The sequence below is a fragment of the Hymenobacter cellulosilyticus genome (assembly GCF_022919215.1).
GTDB classification, from domain to species: domain Bacteria; phylum Bacteroidota; class Bacteroidia; order Cytophagales; family Hymenobacteraceae; genus Hymenobacter; species Hymenobacter cellulosilyticus.
The window spans coordinates 2,060,349-2,083,144 of the sequence record NZ_CP095046.1 but is presented as its reverse complement, the minus strand read 5'-3'; the positions used below and the strand labels follow the sequence as shown (position 1 = coordinate 2,083,144).

Here is a 22,796-nt window from a genome sequence, read left to right as displayed (position 1 = left end):
TGATATCCTGACTAGCTTCCTGCTTTCTGACTGACAACCGATTGCGCGGGCGGCTTGCTGCACCCCCAAAAAAGGCTACTTTTGCACACCGGTAGCCAGCAGGCCGCTGGCTCCCACCCCAAATTGATAGTAGCCTTTAACACTTCTCCGAATGAGCGTTCTGGTCAACAAGGATTCCAAAGTGATTGTGCAGGGTTTTACGGGCTCCGAAGGCTCGTTTCACGCCCAGCAGATGATTGAGTACGGCACCAACGTGGTTGGCGGCGTAACGCCCGGCAAAGGCGGCAGCACCCACCTCGACCGTCCCGTGTTCAACACCGTGGCTGAAGCCGTTGAGAAAGCCGGTGCCGACACCAGCATCATCTTTGTGCCCCCGGCTTTCGCCGCCGACGCCATCATGGAAGCCGCTGATGCCGGCATCAAGGTTATCGTAACCATCACCGAAGGCATTCCGACCAAGGACATGATTGCGGTGAAGGAGTACCTGAAAGGCCGCGAGGGCCTGCGCATGATCGGGCCCAACTGCCCCGGCGTCATGACCGCCGGCGAGTGCAAAGTGGGTATCATGCCCGGCTTTATCTTCCAGAAAGGCCGCGTCGGTATCGTTTCCAAGTCGGGCACGCTGACCTACGAAGCGGTAGACCAGCTGACCAAGGCCGGCCTGGGCCAGACCACGGCCATCGGCATCGGTGGTGACCCCATCATCGGCACGACCACCAAGGAAGCCGTAGAACTGCTCATGAACGACCCCGAGACCGAGGGCATCGTGATGATCGGCGAAATCGGTGGTGGTATGGAAGCTGAGGCTGCCCGCTGGATCAAGGAAACCGGCAACAAGAAGCCCGTCGTTGGCTTCATCGCCGGCCAGACGGCTCCTCCCGGCCGCCGCATGGGCCACGCTGGTGCTATCGTAGGTGGTGCCGATGACACGGCTGCTGCCAAAATGGCCATCATGCGCGAGTGCGGCATCCACGTAGTGGACTCACCCGCCGAGATTGGCGACACGATGCTGCGCGTACTAGGCAACAAGTAGATTTTTAAACCCTTTGCGGTTTTCAGCGAAAAAGGCCCCGGTTGTTGCCGGGGCCTTTTTCGCTGAAACTAGCCTCCCTTCAGCCATGATTGCTGCACCAGCCCCTGCTCGGCCTTCCATTTCGGTTGTTATTCCAGTGTATGGCTGTGCCGAGTGCCTACCAGAGCTTCACCGCCGCCTGACTACGGCCTTAACGAGCTTCACGGCTGACTACCAAATTATTCTGGTAAACGACCACAGCCCGGATAATAGCTGGAGCCTGGTCGAGGGGCTGGCGGCCCACGACCCATGCGTGCTGGGCCTTAGTCTGAGCCGCAACTTTGGGCAGCACGCGGCCATTACCGCCGGCCTCGACCGGGCTTCGGGCGAGTGGGTGGTGGTGATGGACTGCGACCTGCAGGACATGCCTGAGGAAATTCCCAACCTGTACGAGTACGCCCGAAGCCAAGGTCTGGATGTTGTATTTGGGCGCCGGGCCGACCGGCAGGATACGGCTACCAAGCAGTGGGGCGGCCAAGCATTTCACCGGGTGCTGGGCTGGCTCGGAGGGCCGCGCCAGGACCCGGCGACGGGCAACTTCGGCATTTTTCATCAGCGAGTGGTGGCGGGGCTGCGGCTACTGCGGGAGCCCACGCGCGCTTTCCCGCTACAGGTGCGCTGGCTGGGGTTTCGGCAAGGCGCCCTCGACGTGCAGCACGCCGCCCGCACCCATGGCAAGAGCAGCTACCGGTTCAGCCAGCTTGTTCGGATGGCATTTAATATAATCCTGGCTTACAGCGACAAACCTCTGCGCCTGCTCGTCAAGTTGGGCACGGGCATCGTGGTTACAACCCTGCTGGGAGGAGTGGTACTAACCACTTGGCGGTGGTCGGCCGGCTGGGGTACCAGATCCTGGGTGGTGGCCGTGCTGCTGAGTTTGTGGCTGCTGGGAGGCCTCATGCTGGCAGGACTGGGCTTGGTGGGGCTTTACGTGGGCCGCACGTTCGAGGGAGTCAAAAACCGGCCGCTTTACGTGGTGCGCGAGGAAGTAGGCACGGCGGCGGAGATTTCCTGAAAACGCTGCAAATAAAAGTTAGGTAAACAGCCTTCTTATTGCATCTATACCTGAACAGTATTGTAAATTGCAAAGAATTGTAGTGGGGCTCACCATTTTACTCCGCTAAGTACATTACTCTCCTCTCTCCGCTTATGTCATTACAGTACAGTCCTTTAGAAAGTGCGCGCTTCGGAATGCGCATTTTGCGCGGCTCTTTTTCCAAAATTGAGCCGTATGAGTTGCTCCGCACTATTGTGGATGAGCGGGCCGATGTGGCCATTCTGCGCCTGCCTACCAGCCAGCAACATCAATTATCCCAGCTAAACCTGCTTCCGTTTCCAACTATAGTAGCCGATACCCTCGTCTCGTTTGATGGTGACTTGCGCGAGTATCCCGCTGCTCCCCTGCGCAACACGCGCCTGGAGGTGCACCACGGGACTATGGCAGACAGAGCCGTACTAGAGGAACTAGTTGACCTTAGCTTTAAAGATTACCGTACCCATTACAACAGCAACCCCCTGTTTGACCCCGAACTGGTGCTGGCCGGGTATAAAGAGTGGGCCCTCAGCGCCCTAGAGCCCGGCGACAAGCGGGTTTGCTTTATATTTTACCTCGACGGACAAGCTGTGGCGTATGCTACCAACGAGGTGCATGAGACGTATGGCGAGGGAATTATCTTTGGGGCCCGTCCTAATATCCCGGCCAAGAACCTGTACGTCGACCTGCTCAACTATACCAAGCAGTACATGCAGGATCAGGGTCTGCGACGGGTTAGAGCCACTACTCAGGTGCAAAACCACGGTGTGCAACGCGCCTGGGCACGCATGGGCCTGTTTCCGGCCCGCTCCTACTGCACCGTGCACATCAATGCGTTGCTTAGTCAGAAAATGGCAGCTAGCGGGATTCAGCTCCCGGCTACCCAGTAACTTTCTCCTCTGCTATTTGCCGCAAAAAAGCCCCAACCTGCAGGCCGGGGCTTTTTTGCGGCAAGTCCTACCGTCTTCCCTCCTGCCCGCCCAGGTTCACGATGATACCGAGCTGAAACACGGAGTTGGCCGCCTTCAGGTACCGCCGGTGACGTAGCCCGAAGTTGCTGCCGCTGATCATTTGAAATTGAATAGGGCCCAGCACGCTGATTCGGGTAAAGCTGATGGGTTCCAGAAACACGTTGTCCTCCATCGGCTGGGGCTTGCCGTCGATGGTAAAATCGTGCAGCTGCACGTAGCTGGCCCGCAGCGCCATGCCGTACGACACGGGCCAGTCCCGGTCGAAAAAGTGCCAGGTCTTGCTTTCCTTCTTGCTGAAATTGGCCTGCAGATAGTACTTCGACAGGTCGCCGTCGAAGGTCTGAGTGACGCCCTCACTGCGCTCGGTGCGCTTACCGTGCCCAAAGCCGTAGCCCCCGTAAAATTCCAGAACCCGCTCGTCGCGCATGCGGGTGAAGTAGCCCAGGCCCAGCTCGCCGAAGTCGTGCTCCTCGTATTTGCGGTTGTTTTTGCTACCGAAGAATGACTGCTTTTTGTCGGAGCGGAGAAAGGAGGCGCTGCCCTGCACCCCGATATGGTCGCCGAGGGCGTAAGCACCCTGCAGGGCGGTATTCTGGCTGAAATTGGTGTGAATGCCCCCGCTGAACTCGCCTTTCTGGGTGAGCAGCGGCGCCTGGGGCGGGGGCGGGAAATACAACGACGAGCAACCGCTCAATCCTACCAAAATACTCAGCAGCCGGAGCCGCAACAAAACCGTCATAGCCGCAAGAAAGGCAGAATAGTCGAAGAAAACACAAAAACCCCGGCGCCCGGGGCGGCTACTCCAGCAGGCCCGCGTATAGAGTTTAATACTTAAGCTCAACAGGGCGCGGGACGGCCGCGTGCGGGCCTCGTTTGTTCTGCCAATTTCTGCTTTTTATGCCTACTTCGTACGATGTTGTAATTATCGGCTCGGGCCAGGCCGGCAACCCACTGGCAACAGCCTTCGCCGAAGCCGGCCGCACCGTGGCTTTGATTGAGGAAAATCATCTGGGCGGCTCCTGCATCAACTACGGCTGCTCGCCCACCAAGGCTCTGCTGGCGGCGGCCGAGCGGGCTCATCAGCTGCGTACTGCCGACGAATACGGTATTCGCAGCACCGAGCCCGAGGTAGACTTTCCAGCCGTTATAGCACGCAAGGATGCCATTGTTCAACGCTCCCGCAAAGGGGTGCGGGCCAACCTGACGGAAGAACACCAAGGCATTACGGTGCTGCACGGCCATGCAGCTTTCAGCGCCCCCGCACCCTGCAGGTGCAGCTAGCCGACAAAACCGCTCAGGAAATCAAAGCGCCGCTCATCTTTATCAACACCGGCACCCGGGCGGCCCTGCCCGAGCTGCCGGGCCTGAGCGACGTGCCGTACCTGACCACCACCGAGCTGCTGGACCTGCAGGAGCTACCCGAGCACCTGCTGATTTTGGGTGGGGCTACATCGGGCTGGAATTTGGGCAGATGTTTCGCCGGTTTGGCAGCAAAGTAACCATCGTGGGCTCGGACACGCACCTGCTGGAGCACGAGGACGACGACGTATGCGCTGCCATGGAGGAAATACTGGCGGCTGAGGGAATAGAATTTGTGCTAGGCGCCAAGGCTCACCACGTGTCGCATAATGCTGAGGGAGTTATTACGCTGTCGGCCCACACGCGCACGGGCGAACGGCGGCTGCGCGGCACGCACCTGCTCATCGCCACGGGTCGGGTGCCCAACTCCGACAAGCTGGGCCTGGACATTATCGGGGTCAAGACGGATGAGAAGGGGTACATCCAGGTCAGTAACCGCCTGGAAACGGCGGCTAAGGGGTGTACGCCCTCGGCGACGTGCACGGCGGACCGCAGTTTACCCACATCAGCTACGACGACTACCGCGTGGTGCGCGACGGACTGCTGCACCGCACGTGGCGCTCGGCCAAGCAGCGGCCCCTGCCCTACACCGTATTTACGGACCCGCAGCTGGGCCGCATCGGGCTCAACGAGAAGCAGGCCCGGGAGCAGGGCATCCGGTACCGGGTGGCCAGCATGCCGGTGCGTACCATTGGGCGGGCCCGCGAAATGGGCCGTACCCTGGGCTTCTGGAAAGTGCTGGTCGATGGGCAGGACCGCGTTATCGGGGCGGCCATTCTGGGGGCGGAAGGCGGCGAAATCATGACCATGTTTCAGCTGGTGATGATGGGCAAGCTGCGCTACCCTCAGCTGCAGAACATGGTTATTGCTCACCCGACCTGGGCGGAAGGGCTAAACAACGTGTTCAGCAAGCTGCAGGACCCTACTCCGTAGGCTGGGCAAGCCGGTGTGGGTAGAAAATGAGGCTGATGCCCAAAACCATCTGCCCCTGCCGAATGCGCCTGTACTCAAACTCGCGGGGTTGCTCTCATCCACGGTAAACGTGCTGATGGGGACGCCGGACAGGCCGCCGGAAGCCTGCACCTGCAGCCAGCGCATGACGCCTTCGTCGCCACCAAACCGCACGAAGAAAAGAGGCTCAATGCGGGTCATGCTGTGCAGGCCGAGCGGCTCGCCATTATAGAGCAGAGACCTGAAGCGGGCCTGGATAATACGGAACGTGGTGCCGGTGGTAAACCACGGGTTGCGGTAGGAGGCGGCTATTTCTCCGAAGATCTTGTTGTAGCGCGCGTTGAAATCGACTAAGTAGGGGTCACCGTTGAAGAGCATGGTTTGCTCGTAGCCGCGGCGGCTGACGGCCTGCCCGAAACCGCCCAGGCCAGTTACCAGAAAGTGCTTGCCCAGGGATAATAGCCACCCAGGCCGACTTCGTACTGCCGGATGCGGAAGTAGGTGGTGTCGTTGGAGTCATTGCGGAAGCCGCCGGCGGCTCGTACCAGCACGTGCTTCAGGGCGAATACGCGGCGGCTCCTTCCCAGCGACCGTTCAGAAAGGTGGTGGCCTGCACCTCGGCCTGGCCTTTGTCGCTCAATTGAGGCGTAGCGGGCAGCATGGGGGCGTAAACGGTGCAGGCGCTTAATAGCAGCGGTAATAATAGCCCACAAGAAGATAAGCGTAGCGTTGAAGGCATAGGTGTACAGTAAGGATAGCAGTAGTTTGCTGAGGTACACCTTAGACCCTATGGGTAGTACTTATGGTTGCACGGGCTGTTTTTTACGCAGCAGCGTGGGCTTGAACACTACGCCGGCGCTAGCCAGCAAGACCGGCCGGCCCGTGCGGTTTTCCTGATAGGTGTTATCCGGTACTGTGCCGGTATTGCGGGCCTGGCCATCGACGGAGAGGCCGCCGGTGAGCTGTATCTGCCAGCGCTGCTGCTCCCCGAAGCCAAAGCGTTGGAACAAGAGCACCTCGTGCCGGGTCATGTCGCGGTTGGCCAGGTTCACAGACTGGGTGGAGTAGGCCGGGGAATACACAAGCTGGTCGAACTGAATGTCGGCCAGACGATATACCACCCCAAACGCGCGGTTCTCTACCTGACGTGTTAAGCCAACCTGCCCGAACAGTTTACGGTAGCGGCCCTGGTATTCGATGGGGAAGAATAGCCACCCAACTGGAAAGGCTTGAAGGACTTGTCGACGTAGGCGTGGCCGCCACCGGCCAAAGCGGTAACCGACCAATGGGGACCTAGATTCCAGTAGGTGCCCACGCCAGCCTCCCACTGCCGGGTGGCGGCATAGGTAGAATCGCCGAGCTTGGGGCGGAAGGAACCGGCGGCCGAGACGAGCAGGTGGGGCAAGGGGCTATGTACTACGCTGGCTTCGAGGCGGCCTTTGGGCTGCAGGCTGGCGACCAGTTCCGTTTCGCCCTGGGCCCGGATGGTGGAAACGGTAGGCTGCATGGGGTATACACGGTGCAGCTGGTAGCCAGCAGCATAGCAAGGGGCAAAACGTAGCGAGGTAAGTAGTAATAGATTTCATGGATGTATGGTGAGGCAGCCGGTGGTGGTGAAGAATGAATCAAACGTACTGCGGCGGCTCTCGCGCTGGAAACGAGATTTTAACTTTATGGGACTTTACAAAAAGCTTGTTTGAGCTGCTAGATGGGGGTAATAAATTTACTTTGTAAGCTTTGATCGGTGTTTTTAGCGGATGGGCATTTGCTTACATTAGACATTGTATTTGCTATTAGGGCGGGTGAATACTTCGTTGGTGGGGGGTGGGGTGAGGTGCTGAATCGGTGCGATTAGTGCCGGGCAGGTGATTTTGGGAGCGGATGGGGGCTTTGGTGTGCTTGTAAGAGACTTTGGGAGGGTGCTGTACGACTTTGGAGTGATGCTATAGAACTTTAAAGTAGGAACATAGGACTTTAAGGCAGTTATGGATGACTTTGGGGCGGTGCTACACGACTTTGGCTTAGTGACACGTGACTTTGAGACGGTGACAGGAAGCTTTGGAGTAGTGATTCGCGACTTTGGGGCAGTAGCACATGCCTTCCGGATAATGACGTGTGACTTTGGTAGGCTAACTGCGGCTTTGTATCCGGTACTATCTGCCTAGTTAGGCCGGGCCAACATGCAGTGGACAGGGATGCGAATGACTTACGATTCAGACCCTTGCTATTAAGCTGAGCTCTGGTATATTCCCGATAGTATAGCATTCATCTAATGTTTATTGAAGTATGAAAAATCGAGAAAGTGCGGTGTTGGAAAGTGCGCAGCGCGTGGGACTGGCACTGGCCAATTATGAGGTGGAGGTAGAAGATTTTGCGCCGCTGAAGGAGGCCAATGAGGCGCGGGCAGAGTTGGTGGCAGCCATTGGGCAACGGGCGGGGGCGCAGCAACAGGAAACGGCCTGGGTGACGACCAGTAAGGAGGAATTGCGGGAAGAGCTGGCGCGGACGGCGGCCACGCTCTCGGATCGGGCGGTGGCGTATGCGCTGAGCGTGGGCGACCTGGGCTGAAGCAGGCGCTGACGCTAACCTACACGGATGTGCGCTACGGACACGCGGCGGAGGATGTGGCCGCCGTCAGGGCGCTGGTGGAGCGGGCGCAGGCGCTACCCGCGGCGGCGCTGACGCGGTTTCGGATTACGGTGCCGGTGCTACAGGCGCCCCTGACAGCAGCTACGGCCTTTGAGCAAGCGGCCGAAAATCAGTGGGAGGTGAAAAGCGGGACGCGGCTGGCCACGCTGGCGCTGCCGGAGCTGCTGACGCGGCTGCGGGCACAGCTGGCGCTAATGGAACGGCTGGTGGCGGGAATGCGGACGGACCCAAATCCGCGTTGGGAGGAGCTGTATCGGGCTTTTCGGGATGCGAATAAGCGGCGGACGGTGCCGACGGGTCGGCCGGCGGCGGAGGGCATCGGGGCCAAGCCGCGGGTGGTGCGCCGGCTCTTGTTGCACCGGCAGGACGGGCAGGCTGTGCGGCTGGCGGATACGAACTATGGGGCGGCCTACACGCTGACGGTGGAAAACCGCTCGGGCAATGCGCTGCTGCTATGGATGGCGCAGAAGGACGGGGCCGAAACGACGCCGCAGACGTGCGCGGCGGGGCAGGTGACGGTGGTAACGCGGGCGGCACTGGGGCCGGAGACGGCGCGGTATCTGGTAGGGCGGTTTGCGGGGAAGGCGGCGGGGAGGCGACGATTGTGGTGCGGCGGGTGGTGTAAGTAGGTACTAGTGCTTTTGGGAAGCAGGCGGGGCGTGGGCGCCGCCTGCTTTTTTGTTTATTTGAGGAATGGAATAAGGAATGTGTATCACTAGCTAACCCTTGAAATGCCTAGAATTTCCGTTTTTATCCAGGTATGGTGCCTCGTTTTATTAATCCTCTTTACAAGCTGTGAAAAGATTGAACCAGGCAATGCATTAGATGCGGAGACAACCAATCTTATTACCTCTCTCGGCTTGTTGGATAAAGACGAACAGATTGTTTATTTCTACTCTAACTATAAGAAAAGTCGTGCAGGCAGCTTTTTCACAGACAAGAGAATAGCACGCTATTGGCTGGAGGACCAACCGGCAAAAACTGAAATTAAATTTTCCTTTTATAAGGATATAGTTTCAATTGATACAGTGTACAAAGTACCTTATTTCGATTGTCCTTATATGATCATTACCTCGAAGAACGGAACGAAATTCAGGGCCTATGTTGACGGAGATACTCAGGAGAAAAGAGCATTCTTTGAAAAAGTAATTTCTTTATGGCGAAAGAGTCACAGTCTGAACCTTCGCTGATACATACTTAAAATGTCACGCGTTACGCTGCGCTAAACCCGCGCCAGACTTAACGTAAAAGCCCCGCGACTTCCGTTGCGGGGGCTTTTGCTTGATATAAATACGAGCAGCTTACTTGGCGTAGGCTACGGCGCGCATTTCGCGAATTACCGTGATTTTGATCTGGCCAGGGTACTGCATTTCCTTCTCGATTTTCTGCGAGATTTCGTAGCTCAGCTCCTGGGCGCGCTCGTCGGTGACGTTGTCGGCGTTGACCATCACGCGCAGTTCGCGGCCGGCCTGAATGGCGTAGCACTGCAGCACGCCATCAAACGACACAGCGGTTTCTTCGAGCTGCTTGAGGCGCTTGATGTAGCTTTCCATCATCTCGCGGCGGGCGCCGGGACGGGAGCCAGAAATGGCGTCGCAGGCCTGCACGAGGGGCGAAATCATGGCCGTCATCTCGATTTCGTCGTGGTGGGCGCCGATGGCGTTAACCACATCAGGGTGCTCCTTGTACTTCTTGGCCATCTCCATACCCAGGATGGCGTGGGCAGCTCGGGCTCCTCGGTGCTTACTTTACCGATGTCGTGCAGCAGGCCGGCTCGCTTGGCGTGCTTCACGTTGAGGCCCAGCTCGGCGGCCATCGTGGCGCAGAGGTTGGCTACTTCGCGCGAGTGCTGGAGCAGGTTTTGGCCGTAGGATGAGCGGAAACGCATGCGGCCCACCATCTTGATTAGCTCGGGGTGCAGGCCGTGGATGCCCAGGTCGATAATGGTCCGCTCGCCGATTTCAACAATTTCCTCGTCGATGTTCTTGCGGGTTTTGGCGACGATTTCCTCGATACGGGCCGGGTGAATGCGGCCGTCTTTCACGAGCAGGTGCAGGCTCAGGCGGGCAACTTCGCGGCGCACGGGGTCGAAGCCGGAGATGATGATAGCCTCGGGGTGTCGTCGACGATGATTTCGACGCCGGTGGCGGCTTCCAGGGCGCGGATGTTGCGGCCCTCACGGCCAATGATTTTACCTTTTACGTCGTCCGATTCGATGTTGAAGATGGACACGCAGTTCTCAATGGCGTGTTCGGCGGCGGTGCGCTGAATAGTTTCGAGCACCACTTTCTTGGCGTCCTTGGTAGCCGAAAGCTTGGCCTGGGCCACCACGTCCTTGATGTAGGAGCTGGCCTGAATCTGGGCTTCGTTTTTGAGCGACTCCACCAGCTGCTCGCGGGCTTCGGCAGCGGTCAGGCCCGAAATTGTTTCCAGCTGCTGCTGCACCTGGCTGAGCTGGGCGTTGAGCGACTCGCGGGTACTTTCCAGCTCCTCTTCTACTTCCTGCTCGCGCTGCTGAAGCTTGGCCAGCTGGGTTTCCAGCGTGGCCCGGCGCTTTTCTTCCTGGGCCTCCAGCCGTTCGCGCTGCTGCTGCGACTCGTTCTGGAGCTTTTCGCGCAGGGCGTCCATGTCCTGCTCCTTTTTCTGAATTTGCTCGAGCTGGCGCTGGGTGGTCAGGGTAAGCTGCTTGATGCTCTGCTCCTGCTCGACCACTCCCTGGCGGCGCTGGGTCAGCTCGGCTTCGAGCTCCTGCTTCTGACGCTTGCTTTCCTGCTCGAATTCGTTTTTAAGTTGACGGAATTTGTCTTTCGACTGCTGAATCCGCTCGTCGCGGGTGCGGGTGGCCTGAGTTTCGGCCTCCTGAATGATCTGTTGGGCGCGGGCTTTGGCGTCGGCTTCGTGGTCCAGGCGGGCCTTGCCGGCCAACTGCCTGCCGACCACGACGCCGACCACAAGGGCAAGCACGGCGGCCAGGATGATATACAAAATGTCGGGCATTGAGCTATGGTTTTAGGGGGTGGGGAAAAACCATAACACGGAAAATACTGCCGACGACGAACGAATGGCGGAGCCGATTGCCCCACCCGATTCGAGTCTGAAACTATGCCGGCGCCAGTGCGTTTAGCCCAGCACCACTCCCGAAAGCAGCTCGTCCAAACGCGCGAGGCGTTCGGTGAGAGCCGCATCGGTGCCGTCCTTTTCCTTGCTGACTTTCAAGCTGTCAGCCATGGTGGACAAGGCAATCATGGCCAGCAGATCCTGCTTGTCCTGAATGCCGTACTGCTCGCGAAATTCCTTGATCCGCTCACCCAAGAGGCGGCCTGCCATGCGCAGGCGCTCCTCTTCCTGGGGTGCTACCCGCATAGGGTAATCCCGGTCGGCAATGCGTATTTTGATGGAAAGTTCGCTCATCGGGAGCAGCAGTCGTGGGATGTAAGGTTTGTTACTCTCTCAAGTAGGCAAGGCACTTATCTATTTCGCGGATATATTCGTTGAGGCGAAGTTTCAGCTCGTTTGCGTTGGCAGGTTCCCCTGCTATGGTATTGACAAGTTTAGCGATATTCTCTTGATTCTGGAAATCCTTCAACTGCCGCTCCCGGTCGCGCACGTCGGCCCGGAGCTGTTGAATGGTGGTCTGGGCATCGGCCAGGTCCTCGCGCAAGCCCTGATAGGCAGCTACTAAAGACGTCACCTGACGCTCTAAGCGGTCTAGTTGGGCAAGTTGCTTGGAAGAGGCCATCGAACAGAAATTTTTGAAGGCTAATGTAAGACGAAGTTACGGGCTCTGGTACTTCGCAGTTAAAGTTGTGCTTTAGGTCTGGAAGTCAACCGCCCTTAACACCAAAAAGGGCCAGGGAGTTTACTTGTGTAGAGTTGCAAATAGCGTAACCTAAACGGTCATGTCGACCAACGGGAGACATCTCGCGTGCAATGGTAACCCGATTACTCTTGTAACCTCAGCACGCGAGATGTCTCCCGTTGGTCGACATGACGTTCCTTAGTGAGCAACGAAGCGGTAAAGATGCTTCGACAAGCTCAGCATGACGTCCTGTTATACTTACTTCCGGATCAGTGCCCCGGCCTGCTTTTCGAACTGGCCGATAAGGCGCTGCATCACGGAGTCGATGGCCTGGTCGGTGAGCGTCTGGGTGGGGTCCTGCAGGGTGAAGCTGACGGAGTACGACTTCTTGCCCGCGCCCAGGTTTTCGCCCTCGTACACGTCGAACACGTTCACGCTTTGCAGCAGCTTCTTCTCGGTACGCTGGGCAATCTGGCGGAGCTGGTCGAAGGTCACGGTCCGGTCGACAACCAGCGACAGGTCCCGGCGCACCTCGGGGAACTTGGCTAATTCCTTCGCGGTGAGCGTGTTTTTGTACTTCTTCATGAGCCAGTCCCAGTCAAGCTCGGCGTACCACACGGCCTGGCTCACATCGAGGCGCTTGAGGATGGCGGGCGACACGGCGCCCAGGTAGGCCACCGGCTGGTTCTGGGCCAGCAAGGTGAGGCCGCCGGCCAGATACGGGTGCTGCACGGACTGGGAAGCGGGCTGGGCAAAGCCGAAGGAGGCCAGAACCTGCTGCACGGCGGCAGCCAGCTGGTGGAAAGTTGCTTTATCCGACTTCTGCTGCCAGGTTTCGGCGGCGGCATTGCCACTCAGGAAGATAACCAGCTTGTTTTTCTCGGTGTACTTGCCCTCGGCTTCGCGGTGGTAGGTTTTGCCGAACTCGTAGAGCTTCAGGTCGCGCTGCCGACGGTTGACGTTGTAGCGGATAATTTCCAGGCCGGAGTGCAGCATGGTGGGGCGCATCACGTTCAGGTCGGCGCTGTTGAAGTTGAGCACCGGCACCAGGGTCTCGTCCTTCTCCCCTTCTTTCTCAAAGTAAAGCGAGTTGGTCAGCGAGTTGGTAATGATTTCCGAGAAACCCTGGCCGCTGAGCAGACGGGCCGTGTTCTGGCGCAGCACTTCGGGGTCGGGGTTGGGGAATTTGGCCAGGTAAGAGGCCGAGTTGTGGGGCCGCAAGGCTACGTGGTTGTAGCCGTAGATGCGCAGAATTTCCTCAATAACGTCGGCCTCCCGGGTTACGTCCACCTTGTGCGGGGGCACGCTCAAGATCCACTCAGCGTGGCCGGCTGCGTCGGTGCTTTCTTCGGCAATGAGAATGTCGAGGTCGGTGAGAATCTGACGGATCCGTTCGGGCGCAATGAACTGGCCCACCAGCCGCTCGACGCGGGGCAGGCGCAGGCGCACGGGCGTGTGGCTGATGGGCTGCAGGTACTCATCCACGATGGGCGCGGCAATAGTAGCGCCGGCTACTTCCTGGAGCAGCAGGGCAGCGCGCTTCAGGGCCACGGGCACCATGTGCGGGTCGGTGCCCCGCTCGAAGCGGAACGAAGCGTCGGTTTTGAGCTGGTGTACCTGGGAGGTTTTGCGCACGGCCGCCGGCTGGAAGTAGGCGCTTTCCAGGAACACGCGGGTGGTAGCGTCCGACACGCCGGAGGTTTTGCCCCCGAACACGCCGGCCAGGGCCATGGGCGCGCCATTGGCATCGGCAATGACGAGGTCGGCGGCTTTCAGGGTTCGTTCGGTACCGTCCAGGGTGATGAACTTCTCTCCTTCCGCGGCCCGCTTCACGATGATTTTGTTGCCCGTAATCTGGTCGGCGTCGAAGGCGTGCAGGGGCTGCCCCAGTTCGTGGAGCACAAAGTTGGTCACGTCTACCACGTTGTTGATGGGCGACAACCCGATGCTGCGCAGGCGGCGCTGCAGCCATTCCGGCGACGGGCCTACCTGCACATTCTCCAGCAGCAGACCGGCGTAGCGCGGACTGGCTTCCGCGTCCTGAATTTCAACCGTAATGTTCTGCTCGGCCGAGGCCGGAGCGTGAAACTGGCTGATGTCGGGCAGCTGGCAGGGCTGGCGCAGCAGGGCGCGCAGCTCCCGGGCCACCCCGTAGTGCGAGGCCGCGTCGGCACGGTTGGGCGTCAGGCCGATTTCGTAAACCGAGTCGGAGCCCAGACCGAAGTACTCGGCGGCCGGCGTACCGTTGGGCAGGTCGGTGTCCAGCTCCATGACGCCGGCGTGGGAAGTGCCCAGGCCAATTTCATCCTCGGCGCAAATCATGCCTTCGGAAGCCGCGCCGCGAATCTTGGACTTCTTGATTTTGAACGGCTCCCCGCTCACCGGGTACAGCTGGGCGCCTTCCAGGGCTACCACCACTTTCAGACCGGTCCGGACGTTGGCCGCGCCGCACACGATATTGCGGGGCGTACCGTCGCCCACGTCCACGGTGGTCAGGCTGAGCTTGTCGGCGTCGGGGTGCTTTTCGCAGGTGAGCACCGTGCCCAGCACCAGGCCGCGCAGGCCGCCGGGGATGCTTTCCAGTTCCTCAATCCCCTCTACTTCCAGGCCGGAGCCGGTAAGCAGCTGGCCGAGTTCCACGGCGGATTTGTCGGTCGGAATCAGGGTGCGGAGCCAGTCGAGGGATATTTTCATCGGTAGAAGTCAATTAGCAAGAAGCTCTGCCCTCAGCAAACAGCTGGGCACGGGCGGGGCAAAGGTACGGATTCGGGCGGGCGGCAAAAACCTAGTGCGAGTGGCCGGTATGGTCTTCCTCGGGGAAGCTTTTCTCCCCGGCCGGAATGGGTATGGCTAGGCGGTTGTCGGCCGGCGGCACGGGGCAGGCATACTCGTTGTTGTAGGCACAGAAGGGGTTGTAAGCCCCGTTGAAGTCCAGCACCACTTCCTTGTCCTGCTCGGCCGGCAGGGCCACGTCGAGGTAGCGGCCGCCGCCGTAGGTGTCGAAGCCGTTGGTTTTGTCGGTAAAGGGCACGAACAGCTCGGGGTTTTCGTCATTCACCTTCAGAAACAAAACCAGCTGCTGGGGTTGCTCATTAAGCGTAAACAAAGCCTTGCCCCAGCGCAAATACTTGTCGGCTTTGCCATCGGTGAGCGGCATGGCAATGGTATCGGGTCGGGCAAACCGCTCCAGCTGGGCCGTCACGCGGAAGGCTTTGTCGGGCGCGAAGTACTGCAGCGAGTCGAAATGGTCGCGCTGCTCGGCGTTGAGCGGCGAGTCCTTCATTCGCCGGAAGGAGTTGTTTTTCTCGGTCCGGGCTTTCTGGATGCCGGTGGCGTATTGGTCGTGGCCCAGCACGAGGTCCTGCAGAAAGTAGGCAAAGACGACCAGCAGGCCCAGGCCGATGAGAAGTTTGGGGTTGATGCGCATAGCAGGCGCAAAGGTAGCACCCAGACCTGGCAAAGCATCTGCCACTAAAGGTTGGAGTCGCCCGTAGTCCAAACCGCACAGTTTGCGCTACGGGCGACTCCAACCTTACAGAATATTCTCGTCGGCGAAGCTGTAGTACCCGTGGTCGGTGTAGATGAGGTGGTCGAGCACGGGCAAATCCAGAAACTGCCCGCCTTCCTTGAGTTTGCGGGTCAGGGCTATGTCGGCGGCCGAAGGCTGGCGGTTGCCGCTGGGGTGGTTATGGACCAGAATGATGCTGCTGGCCAGTTGTTCCAGGGCTTCCTTAAAAATCATCTTGGGGTCGGCCACGGTACCGGCCACTCCCCCGCTGCTCACGCTGGTTTTGCGCATCACCACGTTGGCCCGGTTCAGCAGAATCACCCAGAACTCTTCGTGAGGCAAATCCTGCAGGTTGGGCCGCACCAGGTTGTAGATGTCCAGGGAGCAGGTGATGGTGGTGCGGGCCGCGGCGGCCGTTTCCTTGCGCCGCCTTCCCAGCTCCAAAGCGGCCACGATGGTAATGGCTTTGGCTTCGCCGATGCCCTTGTGGCGCATTAGCTCCTTGACCGATAGTCGGGCCAGCTCGTTCAAGTCATTTTTCACGGCGGCCAAGATTAGCTTGGCCACGTCCACGGCCGAGAGCTTGGCCGTGCCCGAGCCCAGCAGAATGGCCATCAGCTCGGCGTCGGAAAGGGCTGTGCGGCCTTTCTGCATCAGTTTTTCGCGGGGCCGGTCTTCCTCGGCCCAGCTCTTGATGCTGAAGCTGGCGGGGTCTGGTAATACACCGGATTGGCAGCTTCGGCGTCCGGCAAGGATAGTTTTCTGGTCAGATTGTCAAACTCTTGCATAAGGTATACTTGTTGTAGTGACCGGAAAATAAAGTAAAAACCCGATTCCATCGTCTTCGTTGATACACGGGCTTGCTTTAGCAGGCCGTTCCCGGAGCTTTTATCCCCCATATGTTTCGTTCTCTTTCTGGTATCTTCTTTCTGCTGCTGATTCTGGTGGCCGAATGGTACGGCTTTCAGGCCGTGCGCACCGCGCTGCAAAGCGCCACTCCCGTAACCCGCAAGGCGGCCTCGGCCCTGTACTGGCTGCTCACAATCGGCATCTGGGGTCTGGGCTTCTGGGCCCTGATGAACCGCACCCAGCACGCCTCGTTCCGCTCCTACTTCGGGGACTAATGCTGGCTATGATAGCGGCCAAAATCGTGATTCTGCTGCCCCTGCTCATCGAGGATATCGTGCGGGTAGGGCGCTGGGCGTACCAAAAGATGGCCCAGTCCGACGGCACCGCCGGTGGGCCGGCCATTTCCCGCAGTGAGTTTATCAGCAAGCTGGCTTTGGTACTGGGTGCTATTCCCTTCGTAGCCCTGATCTGGGGCATGGTAAAGGGCGGCACCGACTACACCGTGAAACGCGTGACCCTGCGCTTCCCCAACCTGCCCGCTTCCTTCGACGGCTTTACCCTGCTGCAGATTTCGGACTTGCACACGGGCTCCTTTCAGTCGAAAGAGCCGCTGCGCCGTGCTGTAGACATGATCAACAAGCAGAACGCCGACCTAATCTTCATGACCGGCGACCTGGTAAACAACTACGCCCACGAAGTGGAAGAGCACATCGACACGCTGGCCGGCATTCAGTCCAAGCTGCCAATTCTGTCGGTGCTGGGCAACCACGACTACGCCGACTACATCAACTGGAACGAGCAGGGCGGCCGGGCGGCTAAGGAAGCCAACTTGGCTCGTCTGAAGCAGAACCACGCCAAAATCGGCTGGAAGCTGATGCTCGACGAAAGCCACCACATTGAGCGCAACGGTGAGAAAATTGCCGTCATCGGGGTGCAGAACTGGGGTGCCCGCATGGGCTTTCCTAAGTACGGCGACCTGGCCAAGGCTCATTCCCAGGCCGATGCCCCTTCAAAATCCTGCTCTCCCACGACCCCTCCCACTGGGACGGCGAAGTGCATCAGTACGAGGACATTGACCTCACGCTCTCGGGCCATACCCACGGCATGCAGTTTGGCGTCAACCTGTCGTTTCTGAAGTGGAGCCCGGTGCAATACGCCTACAAGCAGTGGGCCGGCCTGTACCAGCGCGGCAAGCAGTACCTGTACGTCAATGCCGGTCTGGGCTTTATCGGCTACCCCGGCCGGGTGGGCTTCCTGCCCGAAATCACCGTGTTTGAGCTACGACGGGCCTAAGCTCAACAATTTTTCTCCGCGAAAAAGCGGCTAGGATTATTCCTAGTCGCTTTTTTTATTTTCCAACTTCACCAGGAGCAACCGGGCAATTTACTGCCGCGTATAGTCCTCAGCAATTTTGATTTCTCTCTCACAACTCTCGACTTCTCTTCTATGAAAAAGACCCTCTTGCTGTTGTCGTGTGCCGGGGCACTCACCATGGCGGCCTGCTCGCAGGAAAAGACGACCGATACCTCTACGACCACCGTAACCGACGGGGCCGAAGGCACGGCAATGAATACCAGTGACATGGATTCGCAGTACCGCACCCGGGCCAATACCATTGCTACCCGCATGGCCTCAGACCTGAAAATTCAGGATACGGCTACGGTTTCGCGGGTGCGAATGGCCTACTACAACCGCGCCCGCCGCATGGCTGAGCTGCGCAACCAGTACACCACAGATACCACCGGCATGGCCGCCGCGATGCGCGAGGCCAGCACAGAAACGGACACGGAATTCAAGTCCATCTTCACCGACCCCACCCAGTACCAGGCTTACGAAACCAACCGCTCGGCCTACGATGAGTCGAACTACATGGACGACAACTCGGCCATGTCGTCGAATACGGATGACTCGAACATGAGCACCACGACTACCACGGAAACGAGCACGACCACCTCGACTGAGGGCTCGTCGGCCAGCGGCTCTGTGTCGGACGGTACGCAGCTGGAAAAGCTCAAGGCCAAGGACGCCGAGGGCAACAAGCTCAAGGTAAAGGACAACGGCAAGGTGAAAACCAAAGCCGCCGACGGTACCAAAACCAAAACGGAGTAGGCATCTGCCAAACCACTGAACTAGCAGATAAAAAGCCCGGTCTGGTCGATCGGGCTTTTTTTATTTCTGTCAGGGTAGCTTCTTTACCAACTTAAAAGCGGGCGTAACCCGGCAGCGGCAAGTGGGACTCTCGCGGCAGACTCTGCACCTTTGCGGGAGTTTTTTCGTTGTTTCGGCACTGCTACCTGCAACGGTGCCCGGGGTTTTGGGCTCCATTGGGAACTACTTTGCCAGTCGTTTGTATTCTTATCCGTTTCGTGAAGGGTTTCTTTCAAGTATTACAGCATTTATGCGCAGCGCGGGCGCTCTGCCTGCTGGCCGGCCTGTGGCTGTGGGCTGGGGTAGCCCTGGCGCAGGTCCGCGTGACGGGTACAGTTTCCGGAGCCAAAGACCGTAAGCCCATTCCCGGGGCGGCCGTCTTTGTACAAGGCACTAACAAGGGCACGGTGGCCAACAACGAGGGCGACTTCAGCATTACTGTATCCAATACCGATACGCTGCTGTTTCGAGCCGTGGGCTTCAAGCCCCAGCGCCTGCCCCTGGACCGCACCGGCCTGTCCCAGATTGTCGTCCAGATTTACTTGGTGCGCGACAGTATTCAGCTCGGGGAAGTGCGCATTCAGGAAGGCCGCCCCGACCGGTCGACGATAAACCGGGCCCTGCGCAATGTGCGCCGACCCACGCCCCAGCCAACGCCGTACGCCGCCCGCCGCCGCCCAAGCCGCTGTTTCCCGTTGATACCATTGCTCCTCGTGACCCGATTCCCACGTTGGCAAGCCCCATCAGCCTGATCTATGACCAGTTTTCCCGGGAAGGACAGGAGCGCCGCAAGATGGAGGCTATTAGACTTCAGGAGAAAGCCGAGGCCGCCGAAAAAGCCCGCCAGAAGTACAACAAGAACTTTAAGGATAACCGCGGCTACGAATGATGCTCGAATGAGGCAAATGTGCTGATGCGCCAATACTTAATGTGTCATTGCGAGCAACGCGAAGCAATCCGTCCTCTGAAATGTACCGAGCATTCCTAAGTGAAAGCCCTTTATTCCAGCAGGAGTAAAGGGCTTTCTGGTAAAAGAGCGGTTGTCACTAGCAGAGGACGGATTGCTTCGCGCTGCTCACAAGGACCCTAAATGACGCCCCTAACAGTCCACCTTGCACAACTTCACCTTTCTCCCCGCGTAAACCTCGGGTATGAGAATTGGGTATCCTTGCGTAAATGAATCGTTGGACTGCACCTCGTCGGCCACGTTTCGACTGGCGTCGTATTCGGCGGAACGGGTAGAGTTGGCCGTAGCGGCCAACCTGATGTGCCTGCAGCGAATTCTGGAGTATAATGTGGCCAACGAGCTGCGGTTTTTCCGGATCAGCTCGGGCATCGTGCCCTTTGGCTCCCACCCCATCAACACTTTTCCGTGGCAGACTCGCTTTGCCGCCGAGTTCCAGGCCATTGGGGACTACGTGAAGGCCCAGCGCATGCGCATCTCCTTCCACCCTGACCAGTTTGTGGTACTCAACTCGCCCAGTGAGGACATCGTGCAGCGCAGTGTGGCCGAGTTAGTGTATCAGGGCTCGATGCTGGACCTGATGGGCCTCGACAGCACCGCCAAGCTGCAGATTCACGTGGGTGGGCTGTACGGCGACCGGGACTTGGCCATCAGCCGGTTTATTTCCACCTACCGTGACCTGCCGGCGGCAGTGCAGCGGCGCTTGGTTATCGAGAACGACGACCGTCTGTTCAGCCTGCGTGACTGTCTGCGGGTGCACGAGGCGGTGGGCATTCCGATTCTGTTCGACAACTTTCACCACGAGTGTCTCAACCATGGCGAGCCGATGGCCGAGGCCTTGCAGCTGGCGGCCAGCACCTGGCACCCGGAGCGCGATGGAGTGTTGATGATGGACTACAGCTCCCAGCAAGTTGGTGAGCGAAAAGGCAAGCACACCAGCACGCTGGAGGAAGAACTGTTCCGCGAGTTTCTCACCCACCTGCACGGCTTGGACGTTGATATCATGCTCGAAATAAAGGACAAGGAAGCCAGTGCCTGCCGGGCCATCAGTGTGTTGCGTGAGCTGCAATTGGTAGCCGCCGAGGCTGGTTCCCCTTCCTGATCTATACTTTCCTTTCCCCTCTTCTTCCCAGCTTCATGGCTAACGAAACCCTGCCCCAAAATCACCTTGCCAATACCATTGCCGCCCTCAAACAAGGGTTGACCAATATCCCCATCAGTGCCGCTATGGACAACACGGAGGCCTGGCAACAAGACTTCCTGCAGAGCGGGATTCCGGCCCTGCAGGATATTGCCCGGGAACTAGGCAACCTGCAGTCGTTGCTGACCGCGCCCAAACTTGATGGCCCCGCCATCGGCCGCGCCCTCAGCCTGCTGGGCTCCCAGACTACGCAGTACGCCTTCCAAGCTGAGTCTGAGCAGCAGGCGGGCATCCGCTCCATCGGCGACCTGCTGCTGCGCCTCGGCACCGACCTGCAAGGCTAGTCTTCCCAATACTTTTTACTTTTTTAACGAACAAAGAAGCCCGTCGGAAGCAGTTCCGACGGGCTTTTCTGTGCATTTCGCGGTCTGAGTTTGGGAGGGCGAATAGAACCTGCGCTACCTGGCGCTTTTCATGTGCACAACTGCTTTCCCGGTTCCAATAATTGCTCGCGCCGAGGTCTTGGAAGCTCGCGCCGAGATGTTGAAAGGGCCCACTGTGGTTAAGAAAGCAGGCGGTGACCATGCTAAGGCAGGGCCTAAGGCTGCGGAAGCCCGGCTCAAGTCTTATGAGGCAGCAGTTGGAGCTATGAAGCTGCACGGCTGGGCTCTGAATGCCCAAAAACGCGCAGCCCCCGCTACCTGAGGTAACGGGGCTGCGGTAAAGATATCCGGGAGGAATTACATGCCGGGCTTGGTCTTAGCCTTAGCCTTCATGTTTTCGTCCTTGGCCTTCATTTTGTTCTTTTTGTCGGCTTTGGTTTTCACCTTGCCGCTCTCCATGGCACCCGAGTTCATGGTCGAACCCGAGGTGGTGCCCGTGCTCATAGTGCCCGAGCCCGAGGTGGTGCCGGTAGAGCCGTTATAAGTGCCCGAGGTAGTACCCGAGCCCATCGAGCCCGAAGTAGTGCCGGTGCTCATCGTACCGCTGGTGGTGCCGGTACCCATGGTGCCCGAGGTAGTACCCATCGTACCGCTGGTGGTGCCGGTAGAACCGCTGTTATACGTACCCGAAGTGGTACCCGTACCCATGGTGCCCGAGGTAGTGCCCATCGTGCCGCTAGTTGAAGAGCCGCTGGTCGACGAACCGCTCGTCATGGAGCCGGAAGTAGAAGTGCCTGATGTTGAAGCACCAGCCGTAGTAGAGCCGGAAGTGGTCTGAGCCGAAGCCGAAGTGATACCAGCAGCGAAAAGGGCGGCGAGAGCGAATGCAGTTTTCATAGTGTGAGAGTGTATGAAGTAGAGAGAAGGAACCGGGATGGTTATCCACGGTAAGGTCTCTTACGGGAAAACTCCTCCGGTGTTGGAAAAAAACCCAGTCATACCCTTAAAGTGCCAGTCTAACAAAGACACCCACAATACAAAAAACCGCCTGGGAAGCTTCTCCCAGGCGGTTTCAGTCACTGTTCAGGCAATGCGGGGCGTAGGGTCGCCGAGTGGCTTAGTTTTGTGCGCTGCCACCTTGAACCCCAAACTTATACACCGTAGTGGAGCGCAGGGTCTGGCCGGGCTGCAGGGTGGTGGAGGGGAACTTAGGCTGGTTGGGCGAGTCGGGGAAGTGCTGGGTTTCCAGGCAGAAGCCCGCGTGCTTGCCGTAGACCCGCCCCCCTTGCCCGTCAGGCTGCCGTCGAGGAAGTTGCCGGTGTAGAACTGTACCCCGGGCTCAGTGGTGCTCACCTGCATCGTGCGGCCCGACGTGGGCTCGTACACGGTGGCCGCCGGGTGCGGCCCTCGCTGGCCGCGTTCAGCACCCAGTTGTGGTCGTAGCCGCCGGGCACCTGGGCAATCCGCTCACCGATGGCGTGGGCCGTGGTAAAGTCGAAGGCCGTACCCTTCACCGCCCGCAGCTCGCCGGTGGGAATCAGGTCGGCATCGACCACGGTGTAGCGGTCGGCGGGCAGCGTGACCTGGTGGGCCAGCACGTCTTGGCTCTGGCCCGCGCTCAGGTTGAAATAGCTGTGGTTGGTCAGGTTGACGGGTGTGGCCTTGTCGGTGGTGGCCGAGTAGTCAATCTGCAGCGCGTCGTCCGGGGTCAGGGTGTAGACCACCGTCACGGTCAAATTGCCCGGGTAGCCTTCCTCTCCGTCCTTGCTTACGTAGGTCAGCGTGAGCGTCTGGCCCGCCGCCGAGCTGCCGGGCTCCGCCTGCCAGATGACTTTGTCGAAGCCCTTGAGCCCGCCGTGCAGGTGGTTGGGCCCGTTGTTATTGGCCAGCGTGTAGGTTTTGCCCTCCAGGGTAAACTGGCCCTTGGCAATGCGGTTGCCGTAGCGCCCAATCAGGGCCCGAAGTAGGG

28 protein-coding genes and 3 pseudogenes are annotated in these 22,796 nt (G+C 58.9%); 18 read left to right on the top strand and 13 right to left on the bottom strand.

The window, feature by feature from the left end:
* Positions 1 to 151: 151 nt before the first annotated feature.
* From sucD to MUN79_RS10185, 3 genes are all read left to right on the top strand, one after another.
* Entirely contained in the window at positions 152 to 1,033 is an 882-nt protein-coding gene (sucD, locus tag MUN79_RS10195; protein ID WP_244677559.1) for a succinate--CoA ligase subunit alpha, read from the top strand.
* An 85-nt stretch (positions 1,034 to 1,118) separates the two neighbouring features.
* Positions 1,119 to 2,087 carry a glycosyltransferase family 2 protein gene (locus MUN79_RS10190; RefSeq protein WP_244677558.1) on the top strand — a complete coding sequence of 323 codons (969 nt, stop codon included), beginning with the start codon at positions 1,119 to 1,121 and terminating at the stop codon, positions 2,085 to 2,087.
* A gap of 176 nt (positions 2,088 to 2,263) precedes the next feature.
* Complete coding sequence (locus tag MUN79_RS10185) at positions 2,264 to 2,995, top strand: GNAT family N-acetyltransferase (protein ID WP_244677557.1); 732 nt, start codon at positions 2,264 to 2,266, stop codon at positions 2,993 to 2,995.
* A 67-nt stretch (positions 2,996 to 3,062) separates the two neighbouring features.
* Here the strand turns inward: MUN79_RS10185 and MUN79_RS10180 are convergent, their stop codons facing one another.
* Positions 3,063 to 3,815 carry a hypothetical protein gene (locus MUN79_RS10180; RefSeq protein ID WP_244677556.1) on the bottom strand — a complete coding sequence of 251 codons (753 nt, stop codon included), beginning with the start codon at positions 3,813 to 3,815 and terminating at the stop codon, positions 3,063 to 3,065.
* A 158-nt stretch (positions 3,816 to 3,973) separates the two neighbouring features.
* On the opposite strand from MUN79_RS10180, the gene MUN79_RS10175 reads away from it, so the two are divergent.
* The 4 genes and pseudogenes from MUN79_RS10175 to MUN79_RS10160 all read left to right on the top strand — a co-directional run bounded on the left by MUN79_RS10175 (position 3,974) and on the right by MUN79_RS10160 (position 5,368).
* Entirely contained in the window at positions 3,974 to 4,357 is a 384-nt protein-coding gene (locus tag MUN79_RS10175; RefSeq protein WP_244677555.1) for an FAD-dependent oxidoreductase, read from the top strand.
* Positions 4,348 to 4,575 (top strand): hypothetical protein, encoded by a 228-nt coding sequence (locus MUN79_RS10170; protein WP_244677554.1) that lies wholly within the window; start codon positions 4,348 to 4,350, stop codon positions 4,573 to 4,575. The genes MUN79_RS10175 and MUN79_RS10170 overlap by 10 nt, the downstream gene beginning before the upstream one ends.
* Positions 4,548 to 4,832 (top strand): annotated as a pseudogene (locus MUN79_RS10165) (FAD-dependent oxidoreductase); the annotation flags it as partial. The gene MUN79_RS10170 and the pseudogene MUN79_RS10165, both read left to right, overlap by 28 nt.
* A gap of 62 nt (positions 4,833 to 4,894) precedes the next feature.
* On the top strand, positions 4,895 to 5,368 hold the full coding sequence (locus MUN79_RS10160; protein WP_244677553.1) for an oxidoreductase dimerization domain-containing protein: 474 nt from the start codon (positions 4,895 to 4,897) through the stop codon (positions 5,366 to 5,368).
* Here the strand turns inward: MUN79_RS10160 and MUN79_RS10155 are convergent.
* From MUN79_RS10155 to MUN79_RS10145, 3 genes are all read right to left on the bottom strand, one after another.
* A complete protein-coding gene (locus MUN79_RS10155; protein ID WP_244677552.1) occupies positions 5,327 to 5,764 on the bottom strand; it encodes a hypothetical protein in 438 nt (145 codons plus the stop codon). The two genes, MUN79_RS10160 and MUN79_RS10155, sit on opposite strands and share 42 nt — an antisense overlap.
* Positions 5,765 to 6,186: 422 nt before the next feature.
* Positions 6,187 to 6,507 (bottom strand): hypothetical protein, encoded by a 321-nt coding sequence (locus MUN79_RS10150; RefSeq protein ID WP_244677551.1) that lies wholly within the window; start codon positions 6,505 to 6,507, stop codon positions 6,187 to 6,189.
* Between the two features lie 29 nt (positions 6,508 to 6,536).
* On the bottom strand, positions 6,537 to 6,893 hold the full coding sequence (locus MUN79_RS10145) for a hypothetical protein (RefSeq protein WP_244677550.1): 357 nt from the start codon (positions 6,891 to 6,893) through the stop codon (positions 6,537 to 6,539).
* Between the two features lie 800 nt (positions 6,894 to 7,693).
* Here MUN79_RS10145 and MUN79_RS10140 point away from each other — a divergent pair.
* From MUN79_RS10140 to MUN79_RS10130, 3 genes are all read left to right on the top strand, one after another.
* Complete coding sequence (locus MUN79_RS10140) at positions 7,694 to 7,954, top strand: hypothetical protein (protein WP_244677549.1); 261 nt, start codon at positions 7,694 to 7,696, stop codon at positions 7,952 to 7,954.
* A gap of 29 nt (positions 7,955 to 7,983) precedes the next feature.
* The gene (locus MUN79_RS10135) at positions 7,984 to 8,664 is read left to right on the top strand and encodes a hypothetical protein (RefSeq protein ID WP_244677548.1); all 681 of its coding nucleotides are present in this window, start codon (positions 7,984 to 7,986) and stop codon (positions 8,662 to 8,664) included.
* Between the two features lie 102 nt (positions 8,665 to 8,766).
* Complete coding sequence (locus tag MUN79_RS10130; protein WP_244677547.1) at positions 8,767 to 9,225, top strand: hypothetical protein; 459 nt, start codon at positions 8,767 to 8,769, stop codon at positions 9,223 to 9,225.
* 111 nt (positions 9,226 to 9,336) lie between these two features.
* Here the strand turns inward: MUN79_RS10130 and rny are convergent.
* From rny to radC, 6 genes and pseudogenes are all read right to left on the bottom strand, one after another.
* Positions 9,337 to 11,032, bottom strand: a pseudogene (gene rny / locus MUN79_RS10125) (ribonuclease Y).
* A 123-nt stretch (positions 11,033 to 11,155) separates the two neighbouring features.
* On the bottom strand, positions 11,156 to 11,446 hold the full coding sequence (locus tag MUN79_RS10120; RefSeq protein WP_100334524.1) for a cell division protein ZapA: 291 nt from the start codon (positions 11,444 to 11,446) through the stop codon (positions 11,156 to 11,158).
* Between the two features lie 31 nt (positions 11,447 to 11,477).
* On the bottom strand, positions 11,478 to 11,774 hold the full coding sequence (locus tag MUN79_RS10115) for a hypothetical protein (RefSeq protein ID WP_100334523.1): 297 nt from the start codon (positions 11,772 to 11,774) through the stop codon (positions 11,478 to 11,480).
* A gap of 318 nt (positions 11,775 to 12,092) precedes the next feature.
* Positions 12,093 to 14,528, bottom strand: coding sequence for a phenylalanine--tRNA ligase subunit beta (gene pheT, locus MUN79_RS10110; protein ID WP_244677546.1), 2,436 nt, complete (start codon positions 14,526 to 14,528; stop codon positions 12,093 to 12,095).
* Positions 14,529 to 14,619: 91 nt separating this feature from the next.
* The gene (locus tag MUN79_RS10105; protein WP_244677545.1) at positions 14,620 to 15,261 is read right to left on the bottom strand and encodes a DUF1684 domain-containing protein; all 642 of its coding nucleotides are present in this window, start codon (positions 15,259 to 15,261) and stop codon (positions 14,620 to 14,622) included.
* Between the two features lie 105 nt (positions 15,262 to 15,366).
* A complete protein-coding gene (radC, locus tag MUN79_RS10100; RefSeq protein ID WP_375378248.1) occupies positions 15,367 to 16,098 on the bottom strand; it encodes a RadC family protein in 732 nt (243 codons plus the stop codon).
* A gap of 143 nt (positions 16,099 to 16,241) precedes the next feature.
* On the opposite strand from radC, the gene MUN79_RS10095 reads away from it, so the two are divergent.
* The 8 genes from MUN79_RS10095 to MUN79_RS10060 all read left to right on the top strand — a co-directional run bounded on the left by MUN79_RS10095 (position 16,242) and on the right by MUN79_RS10060 (position 20,788).
* On the top strand, positions 16,242 to 16,466 hold the full coding sequence (locus MUN79_RS10095) for a hypothetical protein (RefSeq protein WP_244677544.1): 225 nt from the start codon (positions 16,242 to 16,244) through the stop codon (positions 16,464 to 16,466).
* Entirely contained in the window at positions 16,466 to 17,326 is an 861-nt protein-coding gene (locus MUN79_RS10090) for a metallophosphoesterase (protein WP_244677543.1), read from the top strand. The genes MUN79_RS10095 and MUN79_RS10090 overlap by 1 nt, the downstream gene beginning before the upstream one ends.
* Positions 17,296 to 17,484, top strand: coding sequence for a metallophosphoesterase family protein (locus tag MUN79_RS10085; protein ID WP_244677542.1), 189 nt, complete (start codon positions 17,296 to 17,298; stop codon positions 17,482 to 17,484). Before MUN79_RS10090 ends, MUN79_RS10085 begins: the two co-directional genes overlap by 31 nt.
* A 153-nt stretch (positions 17,485 to 17,637) precedes the next feature.
* Entirely contained in the window at positions 17,638 to 18,300 is a 663-nt protein-coding gene (locus tag MUN79_RS10080; protein WP_244677541.1) for a hypothetical protein, read from the top strand.
* A gap of 257 nt (positions 18,301 to 18,557) precedes the next feature.
* Positions 18,558 to 19,091 carry a carboxypeptidase-like regulatory domain-containing protein gene (locus tag MUN79_RS10075; protein WP_244677540.1) on the top strand — a complete coding sequence of 178 codons (534 nt, stop codon included), beginning with the start codon at positions 18,558 to 18,560 and terminating at the stop codon, positions 19,089 to 19,091.
* Positions 19,070 to 19,228, top strand: coding sequence for a hypothetical protein (locus MUN79_RS10070; RefSeq protein ID WP_244677539.1), 159 nt, complete (start codon positions 19,070 to 19,072; stop codon positions 19,226 to 19,228). The genes MUN79_RS10075 and MUN79_RS10070 overlap by 22 nt, the downstream gene beginning before the upstream one ends.
* 262 nt (positions 19,229 to 19,490) lie before the next feature.
* Complete coding sequence (uvsE, locus tag MUN79_RS10065; RefSeq protein ID WP_244677538.1) at positions 19,491 to 20,405, top strand: UV DNA damage repair endonuclease UvsE; 915 nt, start codon at positions 19,491 to 19,493, stop codon at positions 20,403 to 20,405.
* 35 nt (positions 20,406 to 20,440) lie between these two features.
* Entirely contained in the window at positions 20,441 to 20,788 is a 348-nt protein-coding gene (locus MUN79_RS10060; RefSeq protein WP_244677537.1) for a hypothetical protein, read from the top strand.
* Between the two features lie 396 nt (positions 20,789 to 21,184).
* Here MUN79_RS10060 and MUN79_RS10055 read toward each other — a convergent pair whose 3' ends face one another.
* The 3 genes and pseudogenes from MUN79_RS10055 to MUN79_RS31790 form a co-directional block, all read right to left on the bottom strand.
* Positions 21,185 to 21,724 (bottom strand): hypothetical protein, encoded by a 540-nt coding sequence (locus tag MUN79_RS10055; protein WP_244677536.1) that lies wholly within the window; start codon positions 21,722 to 21,724, stop codon positions 21,185 to 21,187.
* A gap of 220 nt (positions 21,725 to 21,944) precedes the next feature.
* Positions 21,945 to 22,186: pseudogene (locus MUN79_RS32350) on the bottom strand (aldose epimerase family protein).
* Entirely contained in the window at positions 22,177 to 22,737 is a 561-nt protein-coding gene (locus MUN79_RS31790) for an aldose epimerase family protein (protein WP_375378246.1), read from the bottom strand. Before MUN79_RS31790 ends, MUN79_RS32350 begins: the two are co-directional and overlap by 10 nt.
* Between the last annotated feature and the right edge of the window lie 59 nt (positions 22,738 to 22,796).

Coding starts and splice junctions, on each gene's coding strand:
- MUN79_RS10175 (WP_244677555.1), top strand. CDS start 3,974: ATGCCTACTTCGTACGATGTTGTAATTATCGGCTCGGGCCAGGCCGGC.
- MUN79_RS10085 (WP_244677542.1), top strand. CDS start 17,296: ATGCAGTTTGGCGTCAACCTGTCGTTTCTGAAGTGGAGCCCGGTGCAA.
- MUN79_RS10095 (WP_244677544.1), top strand. CDS start 16,242: ATGTTTCGTTCTCTTTCTGGTATCTTCTTTCTGCTGCTGATTCTGGTG.
- MUN79_RS10120 (WP_100334524.1), bottom strand. CDS start 11,446: ATGAGCGAACTTTCCATCAAAATACGCATTGCCGACCGGGATTACCCT.
- MUN79_RS10055 (WP_244677536.1), bottom strand. CDS start 21,724: ATGAAAACTGCATTCGCTCTCGCCGCCCTTTTCGCTGCTGGTATCACT.
- uvsE (WP_244677538.1), top strand. CDS start 19,491: ATGAGAATTGGGTATCCTTGCGTAAATGAATCGTTGGACTGCACCTCG.
- pheT (WP_244677546.1), bottom strand. CDS start 14,528: ATGAAAATATCCCTCGACTGGCTCCGCACCCTGATTCCGACCGACAAA.
- MUN79_RS10080 (WP_244677541.1), top strand. CDS start 17,638: ATGAAAAAGACCCTCTTGCTGTTGTCGTGTGCCGGGGCACTCACCATG.
- sucD (WP_244677559.1), top strand. CDS start 152: ATGAGCGTTCTGGTCAACAAGGATTCCAAAGTGATTGTGCAGGGTTTT.
- MUN79_RS10060 (WP_244677537.1), top strand. CDS start 20,441: ATGGCTAACGAAACCCTGCCCCAAAATCACCTTGCCAATACCATTGCC.
- MUN79_RS10190 (WP_244677558.1), top strand. CDS start 1,119: ATGATTGCTGCACCAGCCCCTGCTCGGCCTTCCATTTCGGTTGTTATT.
- MUN79_RS10185 (WP_244677557.1), top strand. CDS start 2,264: ATGCGCATTTTGCGCGGCTCTTTTTCCAAAATTGAGCCGTATGAGTTG.
- MUN79_RS10105 (WP_244677545.1), bottom strand. CDS start 15,261: ATGCGCATCAACCCCAAACTTCTCATCGGCCTGGGCCTGCTGGTCGTC.
- MUN79_RS10155 (WP_244677552.1), bottom strand. CDS start 5,764: ATGCTCTTCAACGGTGACCCCTACTTAGTCGATTTCAACGCGCGCTAC.
- MUN79_RS10145 (WP_244677550.1), bottom strand. CDS start 6,893: ATGCAGCCTACCGTTTCCACCATCCGGGCCCAGGGCGAAACGGAACTG.
- MUN79_RS10115 (WP_100334523.1), bottom strand. CDS start 11,774: ATGGCCTCTTCCAAGCAACTTGCCCAACTAGACCGCTTAGAGCGTCAG.
- MUN79_RS10180 (WP_244677556.1), bottom strand. CDS start 3,815: ATGACGGTTTTGTTGCGGCTCCGGCTGCTGAGTATTTTGGTAGGATTG.
- MUN79_RS10090 (WP_244677543.1), top strand. CDS start 16,466: ATGCTGGCTATGATAGCGGCCAAAATCGTGATTCTGCTGCCCCTGCTC.
- MUN79_RS10130 (WP_244677547.1), top strand. CDS start 8,767: ATGCCTAGAATTTCCGTTTTTATCCAGGTATGGTGCCTCGTTTTATTA.